The 21,279-nt window shown below is 65.5% G+C and carries 21 protein-coding genes; 7 read left to right on the top strand and 14 right to left on the bottom strand.

Features of this window, described 5'->3' with window-relative positions:
• Nucleotides 1–118: 118 nt before the first annotated feature.
• From CAG22_RS23720 to ribBA, 6 genes are all read right to left on the bottom strand, one after another.
• Nucleotides 119–1,426 carry a substrate-binding domain-containing protein gene (locus tag CAG22_RS23720; protein WP_085706299.1) on the bottom strand — a complete coding sequence of 436 codons (1,308 nt, stop codon included), beginning with the start codon at nucleotides 1,424–1,426 and terminating at the stop codon, nucleotides 119–121.
• A gap of 239 nt (nucleotides 1,427–1,665) precedes the next feature.
• Nucleotides 1,666–2,814, bottom strand: a complete 1,149-nt coding sequence (locus CAG22_RS23715) for an ABC transporter ATP-binding protein (protein WP_085590961.1) — start codon at nucleotides 2,812–2,814, stop codon at nucleotides 1,666–1,668.
• A 19-nt stretch (nucleotides 2,815–2,833) separates the two neighbouring features.
• On the bottom strand, nucleotides 2,834–3,643 hold the full coding sequence (locus tag CAG22_RS23710; RefSeq protein WP_015270845.1) for an ABC transporter permease: 810 nt from the start codon (nucleotides 3,641–3,643) through the stop codon (nucleotides 2,834–2,836).
• A 6-nt stretch (nucleotides 3,644–3,649) separates the two neighbouring features.
• On the bottom strand, nucleotides 3,650–4,567 hold the full coding sequence (locus CAG22_RS23705) for an ABC transporter permease (RefSeq protein ID WP_015270844.1): 918 nt from the start codon (nucleotides 4,565–4,567) through the stop codon (nucleotides 3,650–3,652).
• Nucleotides 4,564–5,589: an ABC transporter substrate-binding protein gene (locus CAG22_RS23700; protein WP_025339643.1), complete on the bottom strand. Its 1,026-nt coding sequence runs from the start codon at nucleotides 5,587–5,589 to the stop codon at nucleotides 4,564–4,566. The genes CAG22_RS23705 and CAG22_RS23700 overlap by 4 nt, the downstream gene beginning before the upstream one ends.
• A 350-nt stretch (nucleotides 5,590–5,939) precedes the next feature.
• The gene (gene ribBA, locus CAG22_RS23695; protein WP_085706298.1) at nucleotides 5,940–7,061 is read right to left on the bottom strand and encodes a bifunctional 3,4-dihydroxy-2-butanone-4-phosphate synthase/GTP cyclohydrolase II; all 1,122 of its coding nucleotides are present in this window, start codon (nucleotides 7,059–7,061) and stop codon (nucleotides 5,940–5,942) included.
• Between the two features lie 78 nt (nucleotides 7,062–7,139).
• On the opposite strand from ribBA, the gene CAG22_RS23690 reads away from it, so the two are divergent.
• Nucleotides 7,140–7,433 (top strand): DUF1330 domain-containing protein, encoded by a 294-nt coding sequence (locus CAG22_RS23690; protein ID WP_025339641.1) that lies wholly within the window; start codon nucleotides 7,140–7,142, stop codon nucleotides 7,431–7,433.
• Nucleotides 7,434–7,559: 126 nt separating this feature from the next.
• On the opposite strand, the gene CAG22_RS23685 is transcribed toward CAG22_RS23690, so the two are convergent.
• On the bottom strand, nucleotides 7,560–8,282 hold the full coding sequence (locus CAG22_RS23685; RefSeq protein WP_085706297.1) for a pirin family protein: 723 nt from the start codon (nucleotides 8,280–8,282) through the stop codon (nucleotides 7,560–7,562).
• 54 nt (nucleotides 8,283–8,336) lie between these two features.
• Nucleotides 8,337–9,356, bottom strand: coding sequence for an alpha/beta hydrolase (locus tag CAG22_RS23680; RefSeq protein ID WP_024087356.1), 1,020 nt, complete (start codon nucleotides 9,354–9,356; stop codon nucleotides 8,337–8,339).
• Nucleotides 9,357–9,501: 145 nt separating this feature from the next.
• On the opposite strand from CAG22_RS23680, the gene CAG22_RS23675 reads away from it, so the two are divergent.
• Nucleotides 9,502–10,386: a LysR family transcriptional regulator gene (locus CAG22_RS23675; RefSeq protein ID WP_085615154.1), complete on the top strand. Its 885-nt coding sequence runs from the start codon at nucleotides 9,502–9,504 to the stop codon at nucleotides 10,384–10,386.
• A 474-nt stretch (nucleotides 10,387–10,860) separates the two neighbouring features.
• Here CAG22_RS23675 and CAG22_RS23665 read toward each other — a convergent pair whose 3' ends face one another.
• Genes CAG22_RS23665 through purU form a run of 6 tightly spaced genes read right to left on the bottom strand, consistent with a single transcriptional unit; the run spans nucleotide 10,861 to nucleotide 17,685 of the window.
• The gene (locus tag CAG22_RS23665) at nucleotides 10,861–11,466 is read right to left on the bottom strand and encodes a sarcosine oxidase (RefSeq protein WP_085590969.1); all 606 of its coding nucleotides are present in this window, start codon (nucleotides 11,464–11,466) and stop codon (nucleotides 10,861–10,863) included.
• Between the two features lie 3 nt (nucleotides 11,467–11,469).
• On the bottom strand, nucleotides 11,470–14,373 hold the full coding sequence (locus CAG22_RS23660) for a 2Fe-2S iron-sulfur cluster-binding protein (protein ID WP_085706295.1): 2,904 nt from the start codon (nucleotides 14,371–14,373) through the stop codon (nucleotides 11,470–11,472).
• The gene (locus CAG22_RS23655; RefSeq protein WP_085706294.1) at nucleotides 14,370–14,675 is read right to left on the bottom strand and encodes a sarcosine oxidase subunit delta; all 306 of its coding nucleotides are present in this window, start codon (nucleotides 14,673–14,675) and stop codon (nucleotides 14,370–14,372) included. Before CAG22_RS23655 ends, CAG22_RS23660 begins: the two co-directional genes overlap by 4 nt.
• 12 nt (nucleotides 14,676–14,687) lie before the next feature.
• Nucleotides 14,688–15,929 (bottom strand): FAD-dependent oxidoreductase, encoded by a 1,242-nt coding sequence (locus tag CAG22_RS23650; RefSeq protein WP_013973144.1) that lies wholly within the window; start codon nucleotides 15,927–15,929, stop codon nucleotides 14,688–14,690.
• Nucleotides 15,911–16,822 carry a bifunctional methylenetetrahydrofolate dehydrogenase/methenyltetrahydrofolate cyclohydrolase FolD gene (folD, locus tag CAG22_RS23645; RefSeq protein ID WP_085706293.1) on the bottom strand — a complete coding sequence of 304 codons (912 nt, stop codon included), beginning with the start codon at nucleotides 16,820–16,822 and terminating at the stop codon, nucleotides 15,911–15,913. The genes CAG22_RS23650 and folD overlap by 19 nt, the downstream gene beginning before the upstream one ends.
• Nucleotides 16,819–17,685 (bottom strand): formyltetrahydrofolate deformylase, encoded by an 867-nt coding sequence (gene purU / locus CAG22_RS23640; RefSeq protein WP_013973142.1) that lies wholly within the window; start codon nucleotides 17,683–17,685, stop codon nucleotides 16,819–16,821. Before purU ends, folD begins: the two co-directional genes overlap by 4 nt.
• A gap of 263 nt (nucleotides 17,686–17,948) precedes the next feature.
• Here purU and CAG22_RS23635 point away from each other — a divergent pair, with 263 nt between their 5' ends.
• The 5 genes from CAG22_RS23635 (at nucleotide 17,949) to CAG22_RS23615 (ending at nucleotide 21,235) form a co-directional block, all read left to right on the top strand.
• Nucleotides 17,949–18,350 carry a hypothetical protein gene (locus CAG22_RS23635; protein WP_025338667.1) on the top strand — a complete coding sequence of 134 codons (402 nt, stop codon included), beginning with the start codon at nucleotides 17,949–17,951 and terminating at the stop codon, nucleotides 18,348–18,350.
• Nucleotides 18,351–18,608: 258 nt separating this feature from the next.
• Nucleotides 18,609–18,830: an MbtH family protein gene (locus CAG22_RS23630; protein WP_016711157.1), complete on the top strand. Its 222-nt coding sequence runs from the start codon at nucleotides 18,609–18,611 to the stop codon at nucleotides 18,828–18,830.
• Entirely contained in the window at nucleotides 18,827–19,546 is a 720-nt protein-coding gene (locus CAG22_RS23625; RefSeq protein ID WP_085706292.1) for a thioesterase II family protein, read from the top strand. The genes CAG22_RS23630 and CAG22_RS23625 overlap by 4 nt, the downstream gene beginning before the upstream one ends.
• A 58-nt stretch (nucleotides 19,547–19,604) precedes the next feature.
• On the top strand, nucleotides 19,605–20,156 hold the full coding sequence (locus CAG22_RS23620; RefSeq protein WP_025338669.1) for a hydrolase: 552 nt from the start codon (nucleotides 19,605–19,607) through the stop codon (nucleotides 20,154–20,156).
• Nucleotides 20,157–20,182: 26 nt separating this feature from the next.
• Nucleotides 20,183–21,235 (top strand): DUF1615 domain-containing protein, encoded by a 1,053-nt coding sequence (locus tag CAG22_RS23615; RefSeq protein ID WP_085706291.1) that lies wholly within the window; start codon nucleotides 20,183–20,185, stop codon nucleotides 21,233–21,235.
• Nucleotides 21,236–21,279: the final 44 nt, after the last annotated feature.

Below are 21,279 nucleotides of genomic sequence, written 5' to 3'. Positions count from 1 at the left end.
GGCCCGGTATCACATGGGCTTGAGCCTAGACCCGTTTGCCGGTGATGCCGAATGGGGAGCTGTTACATTTCTTTGCCAGGGCGCTCCTGCACCGGTCAGGCCAGAGCAGGCCTATCGTTCAATAAACCCACACTTCCACCCGGCGATTACGCAGTCGCCCTTGCTCCAGTTCGTTCCCTGCCACTGGCAGTTCATCCCCCATCCCCGTCACCTCCAGCACCTCCACGCCATCGCGCGCCAGCTCGCGGCGCACCGCCTGGGCCCGCAGGCGGGAGAGCAGGGCGGCGCGACCGGGTGTCGCCTTGGGGTCGCCAAAGCCCACCAGCACCGCCTTGCGCCGCAACTTGCCCGCTTGGCGCAGGTAGTCGGCCACCCGCTGCACATCGCGCAGGGCCTTGTTGTCGAGGCTGGCGCTGCCTTCCTGGAAGCGGAAGTTAACGCTCAACCGCTGGGCCTGCTGGGCCAGGGTGCGATAGCGCGGCGGCATATCGGCCTGGGGGGCTACAGGTTGGGCCTCGATCTGCTGCGCAACGAAACCCTGCTGGGCGACGATCGTCTGGCCCGCCGGGCTCTGAGCGAAATCGGCCAGGGCCTTGGCCTGGGGCTTGGGGTTGGCCGGCAGGTAGAAGTACAGGCGCCGCGATAGCGGGTAATCCTCGCTGGCCACCAGTGCACGCTCCGGCAGCATGGCTGGCGCGTCACCTTCGGCCACCGCCAGCACCTTGGCCCCATGCACCGCCGCCAGGCTGCTGAAACCGATGGCCTGGCGGTCGGTGCTCACTCGCGCGGCCAGCTCGTCGCTGGACTCGAAGCGTTGGGCCTTGGGCGAAAGCTCGCCGTGCTGAGGTTCCAGCACCAGTGCCTTGAAGGTCTCAAAGGTACCGGAGCGGTCGTCACGGGCGTACAGGTGGATGGCCCCGCCGGCAACACCCAATTGCTCCCAGCGCTGGATCTGCCCGGCAAAGATCTGTGCCAGTTGCTCCGTGGTGAGCTGTGGCAGCGGGTTGTCGGGGTGAACGATGACGGCAACGCCATCCAGGCCGATGACTTGTTCGGCGGCAGCGGCGCGCAGGTCGCCCAAAGCCTGCAGTTGGCTTGCTTCGTTGTCGTTGATCGGCCGCGACGCGGCGGCCAGGTCGGCCTCGCCATGGCCCAGGGCGACGAAGCCGGTGCTGGAACCGTGTGCGGCGATGTCGATGCGCAAAGGCTGGCCACGCGTATCGCGAGCAGTGATGACAGTCTCGTTGGCCAGCTTGCCCGGGTATTGTTCGATGGCGGTAGCTTGCTGTGCGCGCAATTGCCCTTGCACCAGCGCCGGCAGCAAGGCCGCGCCGATGGTGTTGGAGCCTTGCACGCGCAGGTGAGCGGGCTCGGCCAGGGTCGCCAGCGGCAGCAGGGTGAGCAGCAAGACAAGCAGGCGGGGCATGCCGGAAGGCCTATGGCATAGAGATGGCCGGCAGATTACGACAGTGGCGTGATGATAATGTGACAGTCCATAGGGCAGTGGGCTTTGCCTGATGCTTGTAAGTTCGCGTCAATGGGGCTGCTGTGCAGCCCATCGCCGGCAAGCCAGCTCCCACAGGGGCCGTGCCAATCCTGAAACCTGCGCTGTAACTGTGGGAGCTGGCTTGCCGGCGAAAGGGCCGCAAAGCGGCCCCAGCGGTATCAATGCGCCCCGGCAGACTTGCTCAGGTCACTTTCTGCCCACTCGGTATAGATGCACGCATCCGCTACCGCCCAGCGCACCTTCACGGTATCCCCCGGCTGCATCGGCATGCCCGCCGCCGACAGCGCCTTTACCGTCAGCTCGGTACCGCCCGCGGTCACCACATGGCAGGTCTGGCTCTCGCCCAGGAACAACACTTCGCCAACCTTGGCGCTGACCTCGTTCCAGCCCGCCGGCAGCGGCTCGCGCGCGGCCTGTTCGGCGGTCAGGGCCAGGGCCTTTTCCGGGCGCACCATGATCAGCGCATCCTGCGAGACGGCCAGGCCCGGGGTCAGGCGGATGGCCACCGGCTGGCCCTCGAAGCTACCCGCGCCATTGCTGCTGGCCTTGATCCGCAGGAAGTTGGAGTTGCCCAGGAACGACGCGACGAAGGCATTCGGCGGGTTCTGGTACAGGTCGTAACCGGTGCCCAGGCCGACGATCTTGCCATGGCTGAAGATGGCGATGCGCTGGGACAGGCGCATGGCTTCTTCCTGGTCGTGGGTGACGTAGACGATGGTGATGCCCAGGCGACGGTGCAACTGGCGCAGTTCATCCTGCAGGTCTTCGCGCAGCTTCTTGTCCAGCGCGCCGAGCGGTTCGTCCATCAGCAGGATGCGCGGTTCGTACACCAGCGCCCGGGCGATCGCCACGCGCTGCTGCTGGCCACCGGACATCTGCGACGGCTTGCGGTGGGCGAACTTTTCCAGCTGCACCAGCTTGAGCATGGCGTCGACGCGCTTGCTGGTTTCGCTGGCGCCGAGCTTGCGAATGGCCAGCGGAAAGCCGATGTTGTCGCGCACGTTCAGGTGCGGGAACAGCGAATAGCGCTGGAACACCATGCCGATGTCACGCTTGTGCGGCGGCACGTTGACCAGTGACTGGCCCTCGACCAGGATCTCGCCGCTGCTCGGTGTTTCGAAGCCGGCCAGCATCGACAGGGTGGTGGACTTGCCCGAGCCGCTGGAGCCGAGGAAGGTCAGGAACTCGCCGTCCTGGATTTCCAGGTCGAGGTTGTCCACGGCGGTGAAGTCGCCGTAGTGCTTGTTCAGGCCGCGCAGGCTGACCAGGGTCTTGCCGTGCGCGTTGTCTTTGATCACTGCACTCATTGTTGTTTTCTCCGCGCGTTCAGGCGTTGGCTTCGGTGCGCCGGCGCAAGGCGGCGGCAATGAACATGACAAGCAGCGACAGGCCGATCAGCAGGGTCGAGGCCACGGCGATGACCGGGCTGAGGTCCTGGCGCAGGGTGGTCCACATCTTCACCGGCAGGGTCTGCAGGTCGGGGCTGGCCATCATCACGCTCAGCACCACTTCATCCCACGACACCAGGAAGGCAAACAGGCCGCCGGCGATCATCCCCGGGCGAATCGCCGGGAAGGTCACCTTGAAGATCGCCTGCAGGCGCGAGGCGCCGCAGATCACCGCGGCATCCTCGATCGACTGGTCGAACAGCTTCAGCGAGTTGATGATCGAGATGATGGTGAAGGGCAGGGCGACGATCACGTGGCTGACCACGAAGGCGAACAGCGTGCCGGTGTAGCCGAGCTTGAGGAACAGCGCGTACACCGCCACGGCAATGATCACCAGCGGCACGATCATCGGCATGGTGAACAGCCCGTACAGCAGCTCGCGGCCGGGGAAGCGGCCACGCACCAGGGCAAACGCGGTGGGCAGGCCGAGCAGCACGGCGGCGATGGTGGTCAGCACGGCCACCTTCAGGCTTGCCAGCGCGGCGTCCATCCACTCCGGGTTGGAGAAGAACTGGCCGTACCACTTGAAGGTCCAGCCCGGTGGCGGGAACACCAGCCACTGCGACGAGCCGAACGACAGCAACACGATGAACACCACCGGCAGCAGCAGGAAGGCCGCGATGACCCCGGTGGTCAGGTACAGGCCCGTACGCAGCGGGCGGCCCATGGCATTGGGAGACAGGAGCATGGCGGTTTACCTCGCGTTGCCAACCGGGGATTCCGGCTGCAGCTTCAGGTACAGGTAGAAGAGCACCAGGGTGATCACCACCAGCAGTGCGGCGGCGGCGCTGGCCAGGCCCCAGTTGAGGAACGACTGCACCTGCTGGATGATGAATTCGGGCAGCATCATGTTTTGCGCACCACCCAGCAGGGCCGGGGTGACGTAGTAACCGAGCGACATCACGAACACCATCAGTGCCCCGGAGAACAGCCCCGAGCGGCACAGCGGCAGGAACACCTTCCAGAAATTGGTCCACGGGCTGGCGCCGCAGATCGAGCCGGCCTGCAGCACCATCGGGTCGATGGCGTGCATGGTCGCCTGCAGCGGCAGCACGATGAACGGGATCATGATGTAGCTCATGCCGATCACCACGCCGGTCAGGTTGTGCACCATTTCCAGCGGGGCATCGATGATGCCCATGGCCATCAACGCCTTGTTGATCACCCCCGAGCTCTGCAGCAGCACCAGCCACGAGTAAGTGCGCGCCAGCAGGCTGGTCCACATCGACAGCAGCACGATGTTCAGCAACCAGCGGCCCCAGCCTTTGGGCACCAGGGTAATTGCCCATGCCAGCGGGAAGCCCAGCAGCACGCTGATCAGGGTGACCACGCCGGCCACCGAGAAGGTGTTGAACAGTACCCGCGCATAAGCCGAGTTGGCGAACAGCTGCTCGTAGTTGCCCAGGCCCGGCGTTGGCTCCAGCACCCCGCGCAGCAACAGGCCGGCCAGCGGGGCAAAGAAGAACAGGCCAAGGAACAGCAGCGCCGGCAGCAGATTGCGGCTGCCTTTCCAGCGCTGGCTCAGGCTGACGCGGCGGGGGGCCGTTCCCGGGGCGCCGGTGCCCGTGGGGGCACCTTGCGCGTTATGCAGGGCGTTGATGGCGACTTTCATTTGACCAACCACTCATTCCAGCGGGCTGCGATGGCCTGGCCGTTCTTGGCCCAGTAGGCGAAGTCGAGGGTGACCTGGTCCTGGGCGTAGGCGGTCGGCAGGTTCTGCGCGAGGTCTTTGTCCAGCTTGGCCACGCTGTCGACGTTCACCGGCGCGTAGGCAGTCTTGTTGGCGAACTCGGCCTGGCCTTCGGCGCTGCTGGCGTTGGCCAGGAACTTCATGGCGGCGTCCTTGTTCTTGGCACCTTTGGGGATGACCAGGAAGTCGGCCATGACCAGGTTCTGTTTCCAGCTCACGCCCACCGGTGCACCGTCTTGCTGCAGGGCATAGACGCGGCCGTTCCAGAACTGGCCGAGCGAGGCTTCACCCGAGGCCAGCAGTTGCTGCGACTGGGCGCCACCGCCCCACCAGACGATGTCTTTCTTGATGGTGTCGAGCTTCTTGAAGGCGCGGTCCAGGTCCAGCGGGTACAGCTTGTCGGGGGCTACGCCGTCGGCCAGCAGGGCCAGTTCCAGTACGCCCGGGCTGGGCCATTTGTACAGGGCACGCTTGCCGGGGTAGGTCTTGGTGTCGAACAGTGCGGTCCAGTCCACCGGTTTGTTGGCACCGAGCTTGCCTTCGTTGTAGCCGAGCACAAAGGAGAAGAAGAACGAGCCGACGCCATGGTCGGAGACGAAGCGCGGGTCGATCTTGTCGCGCTTGATCTGGGTGAAATCGAGGGGTTCGAGCAGGCCTTCGCTGGCGGCACGCAGGGCGAAGTCGGCTTCGACGTCGACCACGTCCCACTGCACGTTGCCGCTCTCGACCATGGCCTTGAGCTTGCCGTAGTCGGTAGGGCCGTCCTGGACGACCTTGATATCGGTGGCTTTGGTGAAGGGTGCGGCCCACGCTTCTTTCTGGGCGTCCTGGGTGGTACCGCCCCAGCTGACGAAGTTCAGGCTGTCGGCGGCCTGGGCGGCCTGACATGCCAGGGTCAGCAGGCTGGCGGACAGCACTGCGGTTACACGTTTGCTCAACAGCATGGTTACGCCCTCGTTGCTTTTGTTATTCGAGGCGGGGCTTGTGGTGCGCCCGCCAACAGTGTTCGGGGAGCAGCTAAAACAAAGTGTCTTGTGGCCGTTTTTGATTGTAGGTGCCGGCCTGCAGATTCAAGGTCTACGGGATATCATATTATGGTATTCCAAACTTTTGGCAAGAGGTATGAGGCTACCGGCCATCACTCCGTCCTCAGGTCTGGGCACATTGCTTATCGGGGCGATCGATTCGAACAGGGGTCTAAAAGCTTGCGCGGTCTCTGTGGGAGCGGGCGAGCCCGTGCAATGCACCGCGGTGTCTGCTTCGCGGGCTCGCCCGCTCCCACAGGGTCCGTATATCAACCTGCAATCCCGGGCTCGAAGGGGATGCTTTGCACGACCTCCAGCTCATACCCCGCCAGCCCCGCGTATTTCAGCGGCGGGCCCAGGTGGCGCAGTTTGCCCACGCCCAGGTCCTGCAGGATCTGCGCGCCTGTACCCACCTCCGAGTACACCTTCGATTGCCCACGCTGGTAAGGCCGCACCGGCTGGGTCAGCTGCGGCACGCGCTCCAGCAGCGCCTGCGAGGACTCATGGTTGGCCAGGATCACCACCACGCCGGCGCCTTCCTCGGCCACTTTCTGCAGCGCCGCCCACAGCGTCCAGTTGGCAGGGCCGGCGTACTCGGCGCCGACCAGGTCGCGCAGCGGGTCGATCACGTGCACCCGCACCAGGGTCGGCTGCTCGCGGCGGATATCGCCCATGACCATGGCCATGTGTACGCCACCTTCGATGCGGTCTTCGTAGGTGACCAGGCGGAAGGTGCCGTGCACGGTCGGCAGTTCGCGTTCGCCGATGCGCTTGATGGTCTGCTCGGTACTCAGGCGGTAGTGGATGAGGTCGGCGATGGTGCCGATCTTGATGCCATGCCGGGCAGCGAATACCTCCAGGTCCGGGCGACGGGCCATGGTACCGTCGTCGTTGAGCACTTCGACGATCACCGAGGCCGGGGTGAACCCGGCCAGGCGCGCGAGGTCGCAGCCGGCTTCGGTGTGGCCGGCGCGGGTCAGCACCCCGCCTTCGCGGGCACGCAGGGGGAAGATGTGGCCGGGTTGCACCAGGTCTTCGGGGCGGGCGTCGGGGGCCATGGCCGCCGCCACGGTACGCGCCCGGTCGGCAGCGGAAATACCGGTGGTAACGCCCGTGGCCGCCTCGATCGACACGGTGAAGGCAGTGCTGAACACGCTGCCGTTGGCCGGCACCATCTGCTCCAGGCCCAGGCGTTGGCAGTGATCATCGGTCAGGGTCAGGCAGATCAGCCCGCGCGCTTCACGGGCCATGAAGTTGATGGCCTGGGCGTCGCAACGCTCGGCGGCGATCAGCAGGTCGCCTTCGTTTTCCCGGTCCTCGTCATCCACCAGCAGGACCATCTTGCCTTGCCGGTAGTCCTCGAGAAGTTCTTCGATGGTGTTGAAAGCCATGTTGCACGCTCACTGTGGTGGGGTGATTATTATGGTATACCATCATACACAAATATCGCCGTAATAGGAGAGCAGCGCATGAAGGCCTATTGGATCGCCCATGTGGACGTGACCGACCCCGAGCAATACCAGCAGTACACCCAGCGCGCCCCGGCTGCCTTCAAGGCATTCGGCGGCCGTTTCCTGGCCCGTGGCGGGCGTAGCGAGGCGATGGAAGGGCGGCCTACCCCTCAGCGTAGCGTGGTGATCGAGTTCGATTCGTACGAGCAGGCGCTGGCGTGTTACCGGTCCGAGCTGTACCAGGAGGCTTGCAGCCATCGCCAGGGGGTGGCGAAGGCTGAGGTGATCATCGTCGAAGGGTTCGAGCCCTGAGTGATGGCTGATGGCCCTATCGCCGGCAAGCCAACTCCCACAGGTACTGCACAGGTTTCAGATACTGTGCAGCAACTGTGGGAGCTGGCTTGCCGGCGATAGGGCCATTACTGTCGAAGCAGAAACTCAAGGCATGCCAGGCAATTCATGCGGCCGCAGGTCGAACACCAGCACCTCGGCATCCACCCCATTGCCCAGCTCCAGCACCTGTTCCTGCCTCACCCGCACCCCATCCCCGTCATTCAGCACTTGCCCATTGAGCTTGATGCTGCCCCGGGCCACGTGCACGTAGGCATGGCGGTTTTCCGGCAAGGTCAGGGTGGCACGCTCGTCACCGTCGAACAGGCCGGCATACACCCGCGCATTCTGCCGTACCTGCAATGACCCCTCGGCGCCATCCGGCGAGATGATCAGGCGCAGCTTGCCGCGCTTTTCCTCGGCACTGAAATGCTGTTGCTGGTAACGCGGCGTTGCGCCTTGCACGTTCGGTACGATCCAGATCTGCAGGAAGTGCACCGGCTGCACCTGGCTGTGGTTGAACTCGCTGTGGGCCACGCCGTGGCCAGCGCTCATCAGCTGCACATCGCCCGGGCGGATCACCGAGCCGGTGCCCAGCGTGTCCTTGTGCTCCAGCGCGCCTTCCAGCACGTAGGAGAAAATCTCCATGTCGCGGTGCGGGTGTTGACCAAAGCCCTTGCCGGGTATGACGCGGTCGTCGTTGATCACCAGCAGGTCCGAGAACCCTTGCTCGTGCGGGTTGCGGTAGTGGCCGAAGGAGAAGGTGTGGAACGATTTCAGCCAGCCATGAAAGGCCAGGCCGCGGTCTTTGGCGTTACGTACGGTCAGCATGACGGGTCTCCTGAACCGGCAGGGCACCAGGCCCTGCCGCATGGGTGGATGAGGTTACTGCAGGTGCACTTTCAGCTCGCCGGCGGCCTGGCGCATGGCCGCTTGCACGGCAGGCACCTGATGCAGCGGGTTCAGCAGCCCGTAGTCATGGATCATGCCGTTGTACCGCACCGAGGTAACGGTCACCCCGGCAGCATTCAGCTTGCGGGCATAAGCCTCACCTTCGTCACGCAGCACATCGAACTCGGCTGTCTGCACCAGCGCAGGTGGCAAGCCTTTCAGCTGTTCACTGCTGGCCCGCAGCGGCGAGGCGTAGATCTGTTCCCGCGCCTTGGCGTCGGTGGTGTAGTTGTCCCAGAACCATTTCATCATCCCGGTGGTCAGGAAATGCCCCTCGGCAAACTGCTTGTACGACGCAGTTTCGAAGCTGGCATCGGTCACCGGCCACAGCAGCAGCTGGAAGCGCAGGGCCGGGGTGCCGGCCTCTTTGGCTTTCAAGGCCACTACTGCCGCCATGTTGCCGCCGACGCTGTTGCCGGCCACGGCCAGGCGCTTGCCGTCCACGCCAATTTCCTTGCCATGCTCGGCCACCCAGCGGGTGGCGGCGTAGGCCTGGTTGATCGCGGTCGGGTAGTGCGCTTCCGGCGATGGGGTGTAGTCGACGTAGACCGCCACTGCGCCAGAGCCAACCACCAGGTCGCGGATCAGCCGCTGGTGGGTCGGGAAATCGCCGAGCACCCAGCCGCCACCGTGGAAGAACATGAACACCGGCAGGTCACCCTTCACGTTGGCCGGGCGCACCACTTGCAGTTTGATCGACTCGCCGTTGGCCTGGATGGTGCGTTCCTTCACCTCGATACCCGAGAGATCGACCTTGACCGAGGCCTGGGCACCGGTCAGCACCGCGCGGGCGTCTTTCGGGCTGAGCTGCTCCAGTGGCTTGCCGCCGCCTTGTTCCAGGGCTTCGAGGAAGGCCTGGGTGTGCTGTTCGATACCCGGGCTGCCAGCGGCGAAGGCGCTGGAAACGGACAGGGCCAGAAGGGAAGCGGTAAGGGTTTTGTGGACAATGTTCATGAGCGAATCCTTTTCTGTTGAATGTTGGTAGTGGGCGTCTTGCCTGGCCTTCAGGGCCATCGCTGCGACTTGTGCGTAGATTAGGGAGATGCGCTGATGGGAAAAAGCCGCTATAAAGCGTTTGACTGTCACCAAGAGCGAGACAATGAACCCTTACGAAGACATGCGCATCTTTGCCCAGGTCATGGAGGCCGGCAGTTTCACCGCTGCGGCCGACCGCCTGGGGATGTCCAAGCAATCGGTCAGCCGGCGCCTGATGCAGCTTGAGGAGCGCCTGGGCGTGCGCCTGCTCAATCGCTCCACCCGGCGCCTGGACGCCACGCCGCTGGGCCAGCACTACTACCAGTCGGCGCTGCGCCTGCTCGGCGAAGTGCAGCAGGTGGAGCACGACATCAGCGGCCAGGCCCAGGCCTTGCGTGGCACCTTGCGCCTGAGTGCGCCGCTGTCGTTCGCCATGGCGCACCTGGGCTGCCTGCTGACCGAGTTCCTGCAGCTGCACCCGCAGGTGGATGTGGAAGTGGACTTGAGCGACCGCGCCGTTGACCTGATCGGCGAGGGCTATGACCTGGCGCTACGGATTGGTGCGCTGGAGGACTCCAGCCTGATTGCGCGGCGCATTGCCAGTGTCGAGCGGGTGTATTGCGCGAGCCCGGCGTACCTGGAAGCGCGGGGCGTGCCGGCCAGGCCGGAGCAGTTGGCGGGGCATGATTGTCTGCCATATGGGCATTCGCGGCAGGTGCAGTGGCAGTTCAGCCAGGGCGGCAAGGCACAGGCGATCCAGGTGGCCGGGCGGATGCGGGCGAACAATGGCGAGCTGCTAAGGGATGCGGCGATTGCCGGGATGGGGGTGACTTATCTGCCAACCTTCATCGTGGGCCAGGCACTGGCGGATGGGCGGCTGGTGACGGTGCTGGATGAGTGGCGGCCGCCGGCGCTGCAGCTGTCGGCGGTGTACCCGCAGCACCGGCAGGTGGCGCGGCCGGTGCAGGGTTTTGTGAACTTCCTGCGCGATCGGTTGGTGCAGCTCTGACCTTCGGTACCGAGTGAGCTTCCTCGCGGGCACGCCCGCTCCCACAGGTACTCCACAGCCCCCAAGCCTTGTGATGACCCTGTGGGAGCGGGCATGCCCGCGAACACCGGCGCAGCCGGTGCCAGTCACCGCGTTGGCTTCTTCGCGGGTGAACCCGCTCCCACAGGTACTCCACAGCCCCAAGCCCAGTGATGACCCTGTGGGAGCGGGCGTGCCCGCGAACACCGGCGCAGCCGGTGCCAGCCAACGCGGTGGCTTCTTCGCGGGCCTGCCCGCTGCCACAGGTATGCCACAGCACCCAAGCCTTGTGATGACCCTGTGGGAGCGGGCGTGCCCGCGAACACCGGCGCAGCCGGTGCCAGCCACCGCGTTGGCTTCTTCACGGGCCTGCCCGCTCCCACAGGTATGCCACAGCCCCCAGGCCTTGTGACGCCCCTGTGGGAGCGGGTTTACCCGCGAAGAGGCCGGTGCAGGTCAATGCATCAGTTCATCCACCCCGACCCACCCACCATCGAACTCATCCATGGCATCCAGCACCGCTTCACGGAAATACGCCAGCGACGCCCGATCAAACAGCAACTGCAACGCCGGCCTTTCATCGCTCCCCACATTCAGCACGATCACGTTGATCCGCGCCGCGGAGGTCTGCGCCACCGCCCCAACGGGAAACGCCTGGGCGCGCAAGTCCACCCCGCACAACTTGGCCATCACCGCGCTGCAATACTCCCCCGACAGCTGCAGCCAGGCATGGCTATCCTGGCGCGGCAGCAGGTAGTTGCGCCGGGCATCCTGCACCCACCCGGCCTCTTCGGCAGCCACCCGTGCACCGCCGTCCGCCAGGCTGCCCAACAGCAGGTACTCGGTCTGCGACAAGCGCGCTACCCAGCCACCGTCTTGCTGGCGCACGGCCTGGTTGGGTAGCGACGGCAAGCGGTAGCCACGCGCCTGCAGGCAAGCGGCACTGTCGCCCCCACGAAACCCGACCCGTGCCAGATCGGTCAGGTCAGTCAACGCGCAGTTGTGCAACAGCTCGGCCCGCGGGCTGTGTGGAATAAAAGCTTCAGCTTGCAAACTGGTCATGGCTCAGAGCTCCTGGCGCAGGTTGTCGGGATCGTGGAACGGTAGGGGCACCACCTTGGCATTGACCATCACGCCGCCCTCAACGCGGATCGGGATGTGCATGCCAGGCGTGGCCTGATGGGCACCGGCGTAAGCCAGGCCGATGATCTGCCCCAGGGTTTGCGAGTATTCGCAGGATGTGACGTTGCCGCTGATGTCCGCCCCGTCCAGCACCAGATGCCCCTCCAGCGGCTGTGGGCTGCCCTTGGGCAGGGTGAAGCCGACCAGTTTGCGCTTGAGCGGCTGCGCTTCGAGGATCTCGATCGAGCGCTTGCCGACGAAGAATGGCTTCTTGCGGCCGATGGCCCACTGCATGTCGATCTCCGCCGGGTGGGTCATGCCGTCGGTGTCCTGGCTGATGATCACATGGCCCTTTTCCAGGCGCAGCAGGCGCTGGGTCTCGACGCCGAACGGGCGAATGCCCAGCCCCGCGCCGGCCTGCATCAAGGCATCCCACAGGCGCTCGGCGTGGCGCGCCGGCACGTGCACTTCGTAGCCCAGTTCACCCACAAAGCCCACCCGCAGGATGCGCGCGGCAATACCGGCCACGGTGCCCTGGCGTACGCCGAGGTAAGGGAAGGCCTCGGCCGACAGGTCCACATCGTCACATACCTTGGCCAGCACCTGGCGTGACAGCGGCCCGGCCAGGTTGACCGCGGCCAGGGCGGCGGTGACGTTGGTGACGTCCACATCCAGGCGCCATTGCGCGTTCCACTTCAGCATCTGCTGGTAGATGCGGTCGACGCCGCTGGTGGTGGCGGTGACGTAGAAGTGCTGCTCGCCCAGCCGGGCGCACACGCCATCATCGATCACCACGCCGTGCTCGTTGGTCATCAGCGCGTAGCGGGTGCGGCCGATGGCCAGCTTGGCGAAGCCGAAGGTGTAGAGGCGCTCCAGCAGTTCGGCGGCGTCGGGGCCGCGCACATCCAGGCCACCGAGGGTGGAAACGTCGATCAGGCCGACCTTCTCGCGCACATGGCGGGCTTCCTCCTGCATGCAGCGTTCGCGTTCCTCGGGCTTGCCATAATAGGCCGGGCGCTGCCAGAGGCCGGCCGGCATCATCTTCGCCCCGGCTTCCAGGTGGCGGCGATGCATTGGTGTTTGCCGGTACGGGTCGAAGGCGCGGCCGGCGACGTGGGCCAGTTTTTCCGCCTGGAACGGTGGCCGGGCGGTGGTCACCCCGGTTTCGCTGATGCTGCGCCCGGTGGCGTGGGCCACCAGGCGGGCGGTCGGTAGCGCCGAGTGGCGGCCCTGGGACGGGCCCATGCCGACCGTGGAAAAGCGCTTGACCAGCTGCACGTCGCGGTAGCCGCTGCGGGTGGCGTTGACGATGTCGCGCACTTGCAGGTCTTCGTCGAAATCGACGAAATCCTTGCCCTTGGGGTGGGGGAAGATCGGCCAGGGGAAGTTGACCTTGGCTTCGGCACTGAACACGGGCTGCACCGGCGCTTCCAGGCCCAGCGCTGCCAGCGCATCGGCAGCCCCGCGAGTGGCGTCGGCCAGCACATTGCCCAGTGCGTGACGGCCGTTTACCGAGCCGGCGATATCCAGCCCGGCCGGCAGGTTGCTGATGGCGAATTCGTCGCGGTTCACATCGTAGGCCAGCTTGCCGCCAGCCTGGCACAGCAACTGGTACACCGGCATGTAGCCCGCCGACATGCACAGCAGGTCGCAGGCCAGGCGCAGGCCATGCGGGCCGACCTTGCCCTGGCCGGTGATCGGGCGAATATCCACGCCACTCACGTGGCGCATGCCCGCTTCGTGCAGGGCTTCGTACACGGTGCTGCCCAGGTGCACGGGTATATCGCGGCGCTTCAGTTCGGCGGCCAATGCGGCATCGGCTGGCGCGGCGCGCATGTCGACCATCGCGGCCACGGCCACGCCTTGCTCCTGCAGGTCGAGGGCGGCGAGGTAGCCGTCATCGTGGCCGGTGAGGATTACCGCACGCTGGCCCGGCTTGACCGCGTACAGCTTCATCAGCCGCTGCGCGGCGCTGGTCAGCATGACCCCCGGCAGGTCGTTGTTGCGGAACACCACTGGCTGGTCGAACGAACCGGCCGCCACCAGGCAGCGGCTGGCGCGCACCTTGTACAGGCGTTTGTGCTGGATCACCGGCAGGTAGTTGTCGGTGAACCAGCCGTTGCAGGTGGCTTCCAGCAGTACCTGGATGTTCGGGTGGCCGTCGACGGCAGCCAGCAGTTCCTGGCGCAGGCCGGTGGCGCGGGTGCCGGCAATGTCGAAGCGGGCGTAGGTGAGCGAGCCGCCAAGCACCGGCTGTTGCTCGATCAGCAACACCTTGGCCCCGGCATTGGCCGCGTCCAGTGCCGCACGCAGGCCCGCCGGGCCAGCGCCGATGACGGCCAGATCGACGAACAGATAGGCCTTGTCGTAGTACTGCGGCTTGAATCCGAGGTCGAGCACGCCGAGGCCAGCCTTCTTGCGGATCAGCGGCTCCCACACCTTCCACATGCCCTTGGGCTTGTAGAACGAGCGGTAATAGAAGCCGACCGGCATGAAGCGCGAAAACTTGCCCAGGTAGGCATCGCGATCGTGCGCCAGGCTACCGTTGAAGTTCTGCCCTTCGACCACCTGGCCATCGCGGGCGGCTTCCAGGTCGGCCAGCACATTGGGCTCGTCCGGCAGCTGCACCAGGGTGTTGGCATCCTGCCCGGCCATGCTCAGCGGGCCGCGCGGGCGGTGGTACTTGAACGAGCGCGACAGCAGCCAGCGGCCGCTGCCGAGCAGGGCGCTGGCGATGCTGTCACCGGCAAAGCCCTGGCAGGCCTGGCCGTCGAACTGGAAGTGCAGGGGCCGCTCGCGGTCGATCAGCAGGCCCATGGGCGCGGGGAGGCGAGTGTGGCTGTTCATCCGGCAATCTCCGGGGTGGCGGCGGGGGTGAAGTCGACGCGGCGGTCGAACAGTTCTTTCGGGTCGAAGGTGCGCAGCACCTGGTCGCTGACCGTGTGGCGTTCGGCCAGGAACCAGTAGCTGGAGGCGTTGTGCAGCCACCACTCGGTCACCACCCCGGCCAGGTTGTCGCTGTTGAACACATAGTCGGCCCATTCGGCGTCGCTGCAGCTGGCCTGGTCGGGCATGTGCCTGAATTCGCCGCCGTAGGTGAACTCGCTGATATTGCGCGGGCCGTTCAAGGGGCAGGTCAGGATCTTCATCGTCGTCGCTCCTTAGTGGCTGGCCGCGGTGGCGCCCATTTCGTTGACTTGCTGGAAGCGGCTGAAGCGCTCCAGGGCAAAGGGTGCGATCAGTTCCGGCACCTTGCCGCCACTGGCGACCAGCTCGGCCATGGTCTTGCCGCAGATCGGCGTGGCCTTGAAACCCCAGGTGCCCCAGCCGGCGTCCAGGTAATAGTTGTGCACCGGCGACAGGCCCATGATCGGGCTGTAGTCCGGTGTCATGTCGGTGATCCCGGCCCATTGGCGCATCAGCTTGGCGTTGGCCATGAACGGAAACATCTCGATGGCGTGGGCCAGCAGGCTTTCCTTGAGGTCGAGGGTGGAGCGGGTGTTGTACAGCGGGTAGGGGTCGGAGCCGCCGCCAAAGACGATCTCGCCACGGCTGGTCTGCTGCACGTAGCAGTGCAGCGCCGACGAGCTGACCAGCGGATCGAGGAACGGCTTGAACGGCTGGGTGACCATGGCCTGCAGCGGGTAGGTATGGATCGGCGCACGGATGCCGGCCTTGGCCATCAGCAGCGAACTGGCCCCGGCCACGGCCTGCACCACGCAACCGCACTGCACGGTGCCACGGTTGGTCTTCACCGCCTCGATGCGCCCGTTGCGGATCAGCAGGTCCTGCACTTCGGTCAGCTGGTGGATCTCGACGCCGCGCTTGGCCGCCTGCTTGGCGTAGCCCCAGGCCACTGCGTCGTGGCGCGCGGTGGCGCCGTCGATGTGCCACAGGCCGGCCAGCACCGGCAGGTGGCCCGGGTCCAGATTCAGGCTTGGCACCAGTTCGCGGATCTGCTGGCGGTCGATCATTTCCGTGCGGCCACCGAAGTGCTTGTTGACCTCGGCGCGCTGGCGGAAGGCGCGCACGGTGGCGTCGGTGTGCGCCAGGGTGAGCTGGCCGCGCTCGGAATACATGATGTTGAAGTCGAACTCGTTCGACAGGTTCTGGAACATGCGCACCGATTCTGCGTAAAAGCGCACACCCTCACTGGTGAGGTAGTTGGAGCGGATCACCGCAGTGTTGCGCGCGGTGTTGCCGCCACCGAGATAGGCCTTTTCCAGCACGGCGACATTGGTAATGCCGTGGTACTTGGCCAGGTAGTAGGCGATGGCCACGCCGTGGCCGCCGCCGCCGATGATCACCACGTCATAGCGTGGCTTGAGTTCGCACGGTGGTGGCAGGTCGACCTCCACCGGGTAGTCGGCGCTCAGGCCGTATTTCAGCAGGGCGAAAGGCATGGGGTGCGCTCCTGGTGGGCGGCCTGTTGTTGCAGGTCGAGGGCGAGCAGGGTGTTTTTCATCAGGTAGGCGATGGTCATCGGGCCGACCCCGCCGGGCACCGGGGTGATGCCGGCCACCTGGGGCAGTGCGGCGGCGAAGTCGACATCGCCGACCAGGCGGCTGTGGCCGCCTTCGGCGATGCGGTTGATACCGACATCGATCACCACCGCGCCGGGCTTGAGCCAGTCGGCACCAATCAGCCGCGGCTTGCCCACTGCGGCCACCAGGATGTCGGCCTGGCGACACAACGCCGGCAGGTCGCGGCTACGCGAGTGCACCACGGTCACCGTGCAGTCGGCCTGCAGCAGCAGGGCGGCCATGGGCTTGCCGACGATGTTCGAGCGGCCGACCACCACCGCATGCTTGCCGCGCAGCTCACCACAGGCATCGCGCAGCAGGCGCATGCAGCCGCTGGGCGTGCACGGGGTGAGCACATCGCGGCCCTGGGCCAGGCCGCCGACGTTCTCGCTGTGGAAACCGTCTACATCCTTCAGTGGGCTGATCGCCTGGAGAATGCGGTGTTCGTCGATATGGGCCGGCAACGGCAATTGCACGAGGATGCCGTTGACCTCGGCGTCGCGGTTGAGGCGCTCGATCAGGGCCAGCAGCTCGGCCTGGCTGGTGTCTGCGGGCAGGCGATGCTCCAGCGAGCGGATGCCCACCTCTTCGGCACGCAGCACCTTGTTGCGCACATACACCTGGCTGGCAGCGTCGGCGCCCACCAGCACCACCGCCAGACCCGGCTGCACGCCGCCCTGGCGCAGTTCCTGCACCTGCTCGCGTACCTCGGCCAGCACCCGCGCCGCGGTGGCCTTGCCGTCGATCAGCTTGATACCGGGAATGGCGTTCATTTGAAGATCACCGTGCGGTCGTGGTTCAGGAACACCCGGTGCTCCAGGTGGTATTTCACGGCGCGGGACAGGGCGATGGTCTCGGTGTCGCGGCCGATGGCCACCAGGTCGTCCGGTGCGTAGGCATGGTCCACGCGCTGCACTTCCTGCTCGATGATCGGGCCTTCGTCGAGGTCGCTGGTGACGTAGTGGGCGGTGGCGCCGATCAGCTTCACCCCGCGCTGGTAGGCCTGGTGGTAGGGCTTGGCGCCTTTGAAACCGGGCAGGAACGAATGGTGGATGTTGATCGCCCGGCCCGACAGCTGGCGGCACAGGTCGTCGGAGAGGATCTGCATGTAGCGCGCCAGCACGACCAGTTCGGTGCCGGTGTCCTCGACGATGCGCAGCAGCGCGGCTTCCTGTTCGGCCTTGGTGTCCTTGCTGACCGGCAGGTAGACGAAACGGATGCCTTGGCGCTCGGCCATCGGGCGCAGGTCCAGGTGGTTGGAGACCACGGCGGTGATCTGCATGTCCAGCTCGCCCTTGGCATGGCGGTACAGCAGGTCGGACAGACAGTGGTCGAACTTGCTCACCATCAGCAGCACGCGCATCGGCCGGGCACTGCTGTGCAGGCTCCACTGCATGTCGAAGCGCTGGGCGACATCGGCAAAGCCGGCTTCCAGCTGCGGTGTATCACCCGTGACACCGGTGTTGTAGCGGAACACCGCGCGCATGAAGAAGCGCCCGTTGTCCTCGTCGTCGAACTGCGCCATCTCGCTGATGTAGCAACCGTGCTCGGCCAGGTAGGTGGTCACCGCGGCGACGATGCCGGACACGGCCGGGCAGCTGACGCGCAGGATGAAGTGATCGGGAGCGGGATGCATGTCGGATAGGCCTCGTGATGGAGTGGGGCAGGTCGGGCACAAGGGCAAAAGAGGCTTCGCGGGAGGCGAAGTTATGTTTCTTGGCAGGAATATAAATTTCCTTTTGGCGATTTATAGGCGAAGTGAGGGGTGGCGGTCTAGAGATTTGTGAAATTTTTTATCCTGAGAGGAAAGTTTTTTAACGCCATCGTGGCTCCTGTGGGAGCCGGCTTGCCAGCGATAGGGCCCGCACAGGCGGCACAAAAACTGGCTATGCTTGCCCCATGACCAGTTCTCCATCCCTGCGCCAACCGTGCCCACCTGGCGCCTGCATTTGTGGCCGCGAACACCTGGCCGACCACCCGCAGACAGCCCAGCGCATCCTCCTGCTGACCCGCCAGGAAGAAAAGCGCCTGCTCGACCGCCTGGAAAACCTCAAGGACCTGGAAGACCTGCAACGCCTGCAGCAACGGATGTACGAAAACCTCGGCATCCGCGTGCATATCGCCCCTGGCTTCAATGAAGTACGGACCATGCGCGGGATTGTCATCGAACTGGACGACCAGCCCGGGCTGTGCCGCAAGACCCGGCAGTCGATCCCGGCGGCGATCCGCCGTGGGCTGGAGCGCAACCCGCAGGTGGCCTTCCGCTTGCTCGATACCCACGACCTGTTGCGTGATACCTGAAGACCTGCCCGGCGCGGTCTTTGTAGGAGCGGCCTTGTGTCGCGATCGGGCGCGCAGCGGCCGTAATCCAGGCGACCCAGACCTGCCAGGAAGACCGGGGTTGCAGGCTTTACGGCCGCTGCGCGCCCGATCGCGACACAAGGCCGCTCCTACAAGGATCGCGTCAGCCCCACTAATTTTTTCGCCGCACGCTACGTCTACTTGAAAGCCCCCCTGCGCCAGGCGCGCAGCGGCATTCATCACTCAAGGAGACAGGCAATGACTTCCGTTTTCGACCGCGACGATATCCAGTTCCAGGTAGTGGTCAACCACGAAGAGCAATACTCGATCTGGCCCGACTACAAAGCCATCCCCAACGGCTGGCGTGCCGTAGGCAAGAGCGGCCTGAAGAAGGAATGCCTGGCCTATATCGATGAAGTCTGGACCGACATGCGCCCGCTGAGCCTGCGCCAGAAAATGGCCGAAGCCGCCGCCCAGTGACTGCATTGAACCTGCTGTGCCTGCCGTATTCCGGGGCCAGCGCCATGGTCTACAGCCGCTGGCGGCGCAAGCTGCCGACGTGGTTGCAGGTGCGCCCGGTGGAACTGCCCGGGCGTGGTGCGCGCATGGCCGAGCCACTGCACACCGACATGCAGGCCCTGGCCCGGCAACTGGCCGCCGAACAGCGCCTGGCGGCCAGCGCCCCCTACGCGCTGCTCGGCCATAGTCTGGGCGCCTTGCTGGCATTTGAACTTGCCCATGAGCTGCAAGCGCTGGGCTGCCCGGCGCCACTGGCCCTGTTCGCCTGCGGCACCGCAGCACCGACCCGGCGCGAGGACTACGATGGCAAGAACTGGCGCGAGCCCAAGAGCGACGCCGAGTTGATCGGCGAGTTGCGCGAGCTTCAGGGCACGCCCGAGGAAGTGCTGGCCAACGCCGAGCTGATGAGCCTGACCTTGCCCACCCTGCGCGCCGACTTCCTGCTGTGTGGTACCTACGCCTACCGCCAGCGGCCGGCGTTGCAGTGCCCGCTGCACGTGTTGGGCGGCATGCAGGACCGCGCCAGTGACGAGCAGTTGCAGGCCTGGCGCAAGGAAACCCTCGGGGCGTTCTCGCTGCAGATGTTCCCAGGCGGCCACTTCTTCATCCATGAGCATGAGGACCGGGTGCTCGCTGCGCTGACCGCGTCGCTGCAACCGCTTCGGCTGTCCGCCTGATTGACGGCACCGCTTGCCTTGGGGGAGGCTAGGGCTTTTCCCAGGCAAGAGGCAGACAATGCTGATCGATCCCCACAAGGCCACGCTGCTGGTCGTCGACATCCAGGAAAAACTCATCGGCGCCATGAGCGACCCTGAAGGCACCCGCGCGCGGGCCCGCTGGTTGTTGGCGGCGACCAACGAGCTGGAACTGCCGACGGTGATTTCCGAGCAGTACCCCAAGGGCCTGGGCCATACCCTGGCCGAACTGCTGGCCGCAGCGCCGGCCGCCGAGGTGGTGGAGAAAAGCCATTTTTCCTGCGTGGCCGCCGAGTGCCTGCCAGCGAGTTTGATGGCGCGCGAGCAAGTGATTGTCTGTGGCATGGAAACCCACGTGTGTGTGCTGCAGACCGTGCTCGGCCTGCTGGCGCTGGGCAAGCAGGTGTTCGTGGTCGAGGATGCCTGCGACAGCCGTACCCCGGCGAGCAAGGCCGCAGGGCTGGCGCGCATGCGGGCTGCGGGGGCGCAGGTGGTGACCCGCGAAATGGTTTTGTTCGAGCTTATGGGCAGTGCCGGCCACCCGCTGTTCCGGCACATCAGCAAGACCTACCTGGTCGGTGAACAGCCCTGAACGGCCGGTTACTGGCTGCCGGGTTGATGGCCCTGGCGCTGCTGCAAGGCTGCGCCGGGCGCCGTGAGGAAGCACCCGAGGCGGACCCGGCCAAGGTCCGCGCCCAACTGCTGCGGTTGTTACCCGCCCAGGCCAAGGACCGTGAGGGCTGGGCCCGGGACATTCAGGTGGCGTTCGAGGCCCAGCGAATTGCCCCCAGCAAGAGCAACCTGTGTGCGGTGCTGGCGGTGACCGAACAGGAATCGACCTTCAATGCCGACCCGCAGGTGCCCAACCTGGGGCGTATCGCCCGGGAGGAAATCGACCGCCGCGCCGCGCGCCTGCACATCCCCAAGCTGCTGGTCGATGGTGCACTGAAGACGCCGTCGGGTAATGGCAAGAGCTACCAGCAACGTTTGCAGGCCGTGCGCAGCGAGAAGCAGTTGAGCGAACTGTATGACGAAGTCATCGCTCGCGTGCCGCTGGGTAAGACTTTGCTGGGCGGGCTGAACCCGGTGCATACCGGTGGGCCGATGCAGGTCAGCATCGACTTTGCCGAAAAGCATGCGCGGGATTACCCCTACAGCCACGACGGCAGCATTCGCCAGGAAGTGTTCACCCGGCGCGGCGGCATGTATTTCGGTATCGCCCACTTGCTGGGCTATTCGGCCAACTACGATCGCCAGCTGTACCGCTTTGCCGATTTCAACGCAGGCTGGTACGCCAGCCGCAATGCGGCATTCCAGGCGGCACTGAGCAAGGCGACGGGGGTGACGCTGGCGCTGGATGGCGACCTGGTGGCGCCGGGCTCGATCATGCCCGGGGCCACGGAAAAGGCGGCGCGCAAACTGGGAGGGAAGCTGGGCCTGCGCAACCCGCAGATCCGCAGCCAGCTGGAGGAGGGCGATAGCTTGGCCTTCGAGGACAGCAAGCTGTACAGCGGGGTGTTTGCCCTGGCGGATGCCGCGGCGGGCAAGCCGGTGCCACGGGCGGTGCTGCCGGGGATTCAGCTGAAAAGCCCGAAGATCACCCGCAAGCTGACCACGGCGTGGTTTGCCGGGCGGGTGGATGAGCGTTATCAGCGGTGCATGAAGCGCTAGCCTGTCATCCAACGCGGTCAACTGTGGGAGCGGCCTTGCGTCGC

It is taken from the genome of Pseudomonas sp. B8(2017) (genome assembly GCF_002113575.1).
Taxonomy (GTDB): domain Bacteria; phylum Pseudomonadota; class Gammaproteobacteria; order Pseudomonadales; family Pseudomonadaceae; genus Aquipseudomonas; species Aquipseudomonas putida_Z.
The sequence above is the reverse complement of the archived record's forward strand: the minus strand, read 5'-3'. Positions and strand labels throughout refer to the sequence as shown.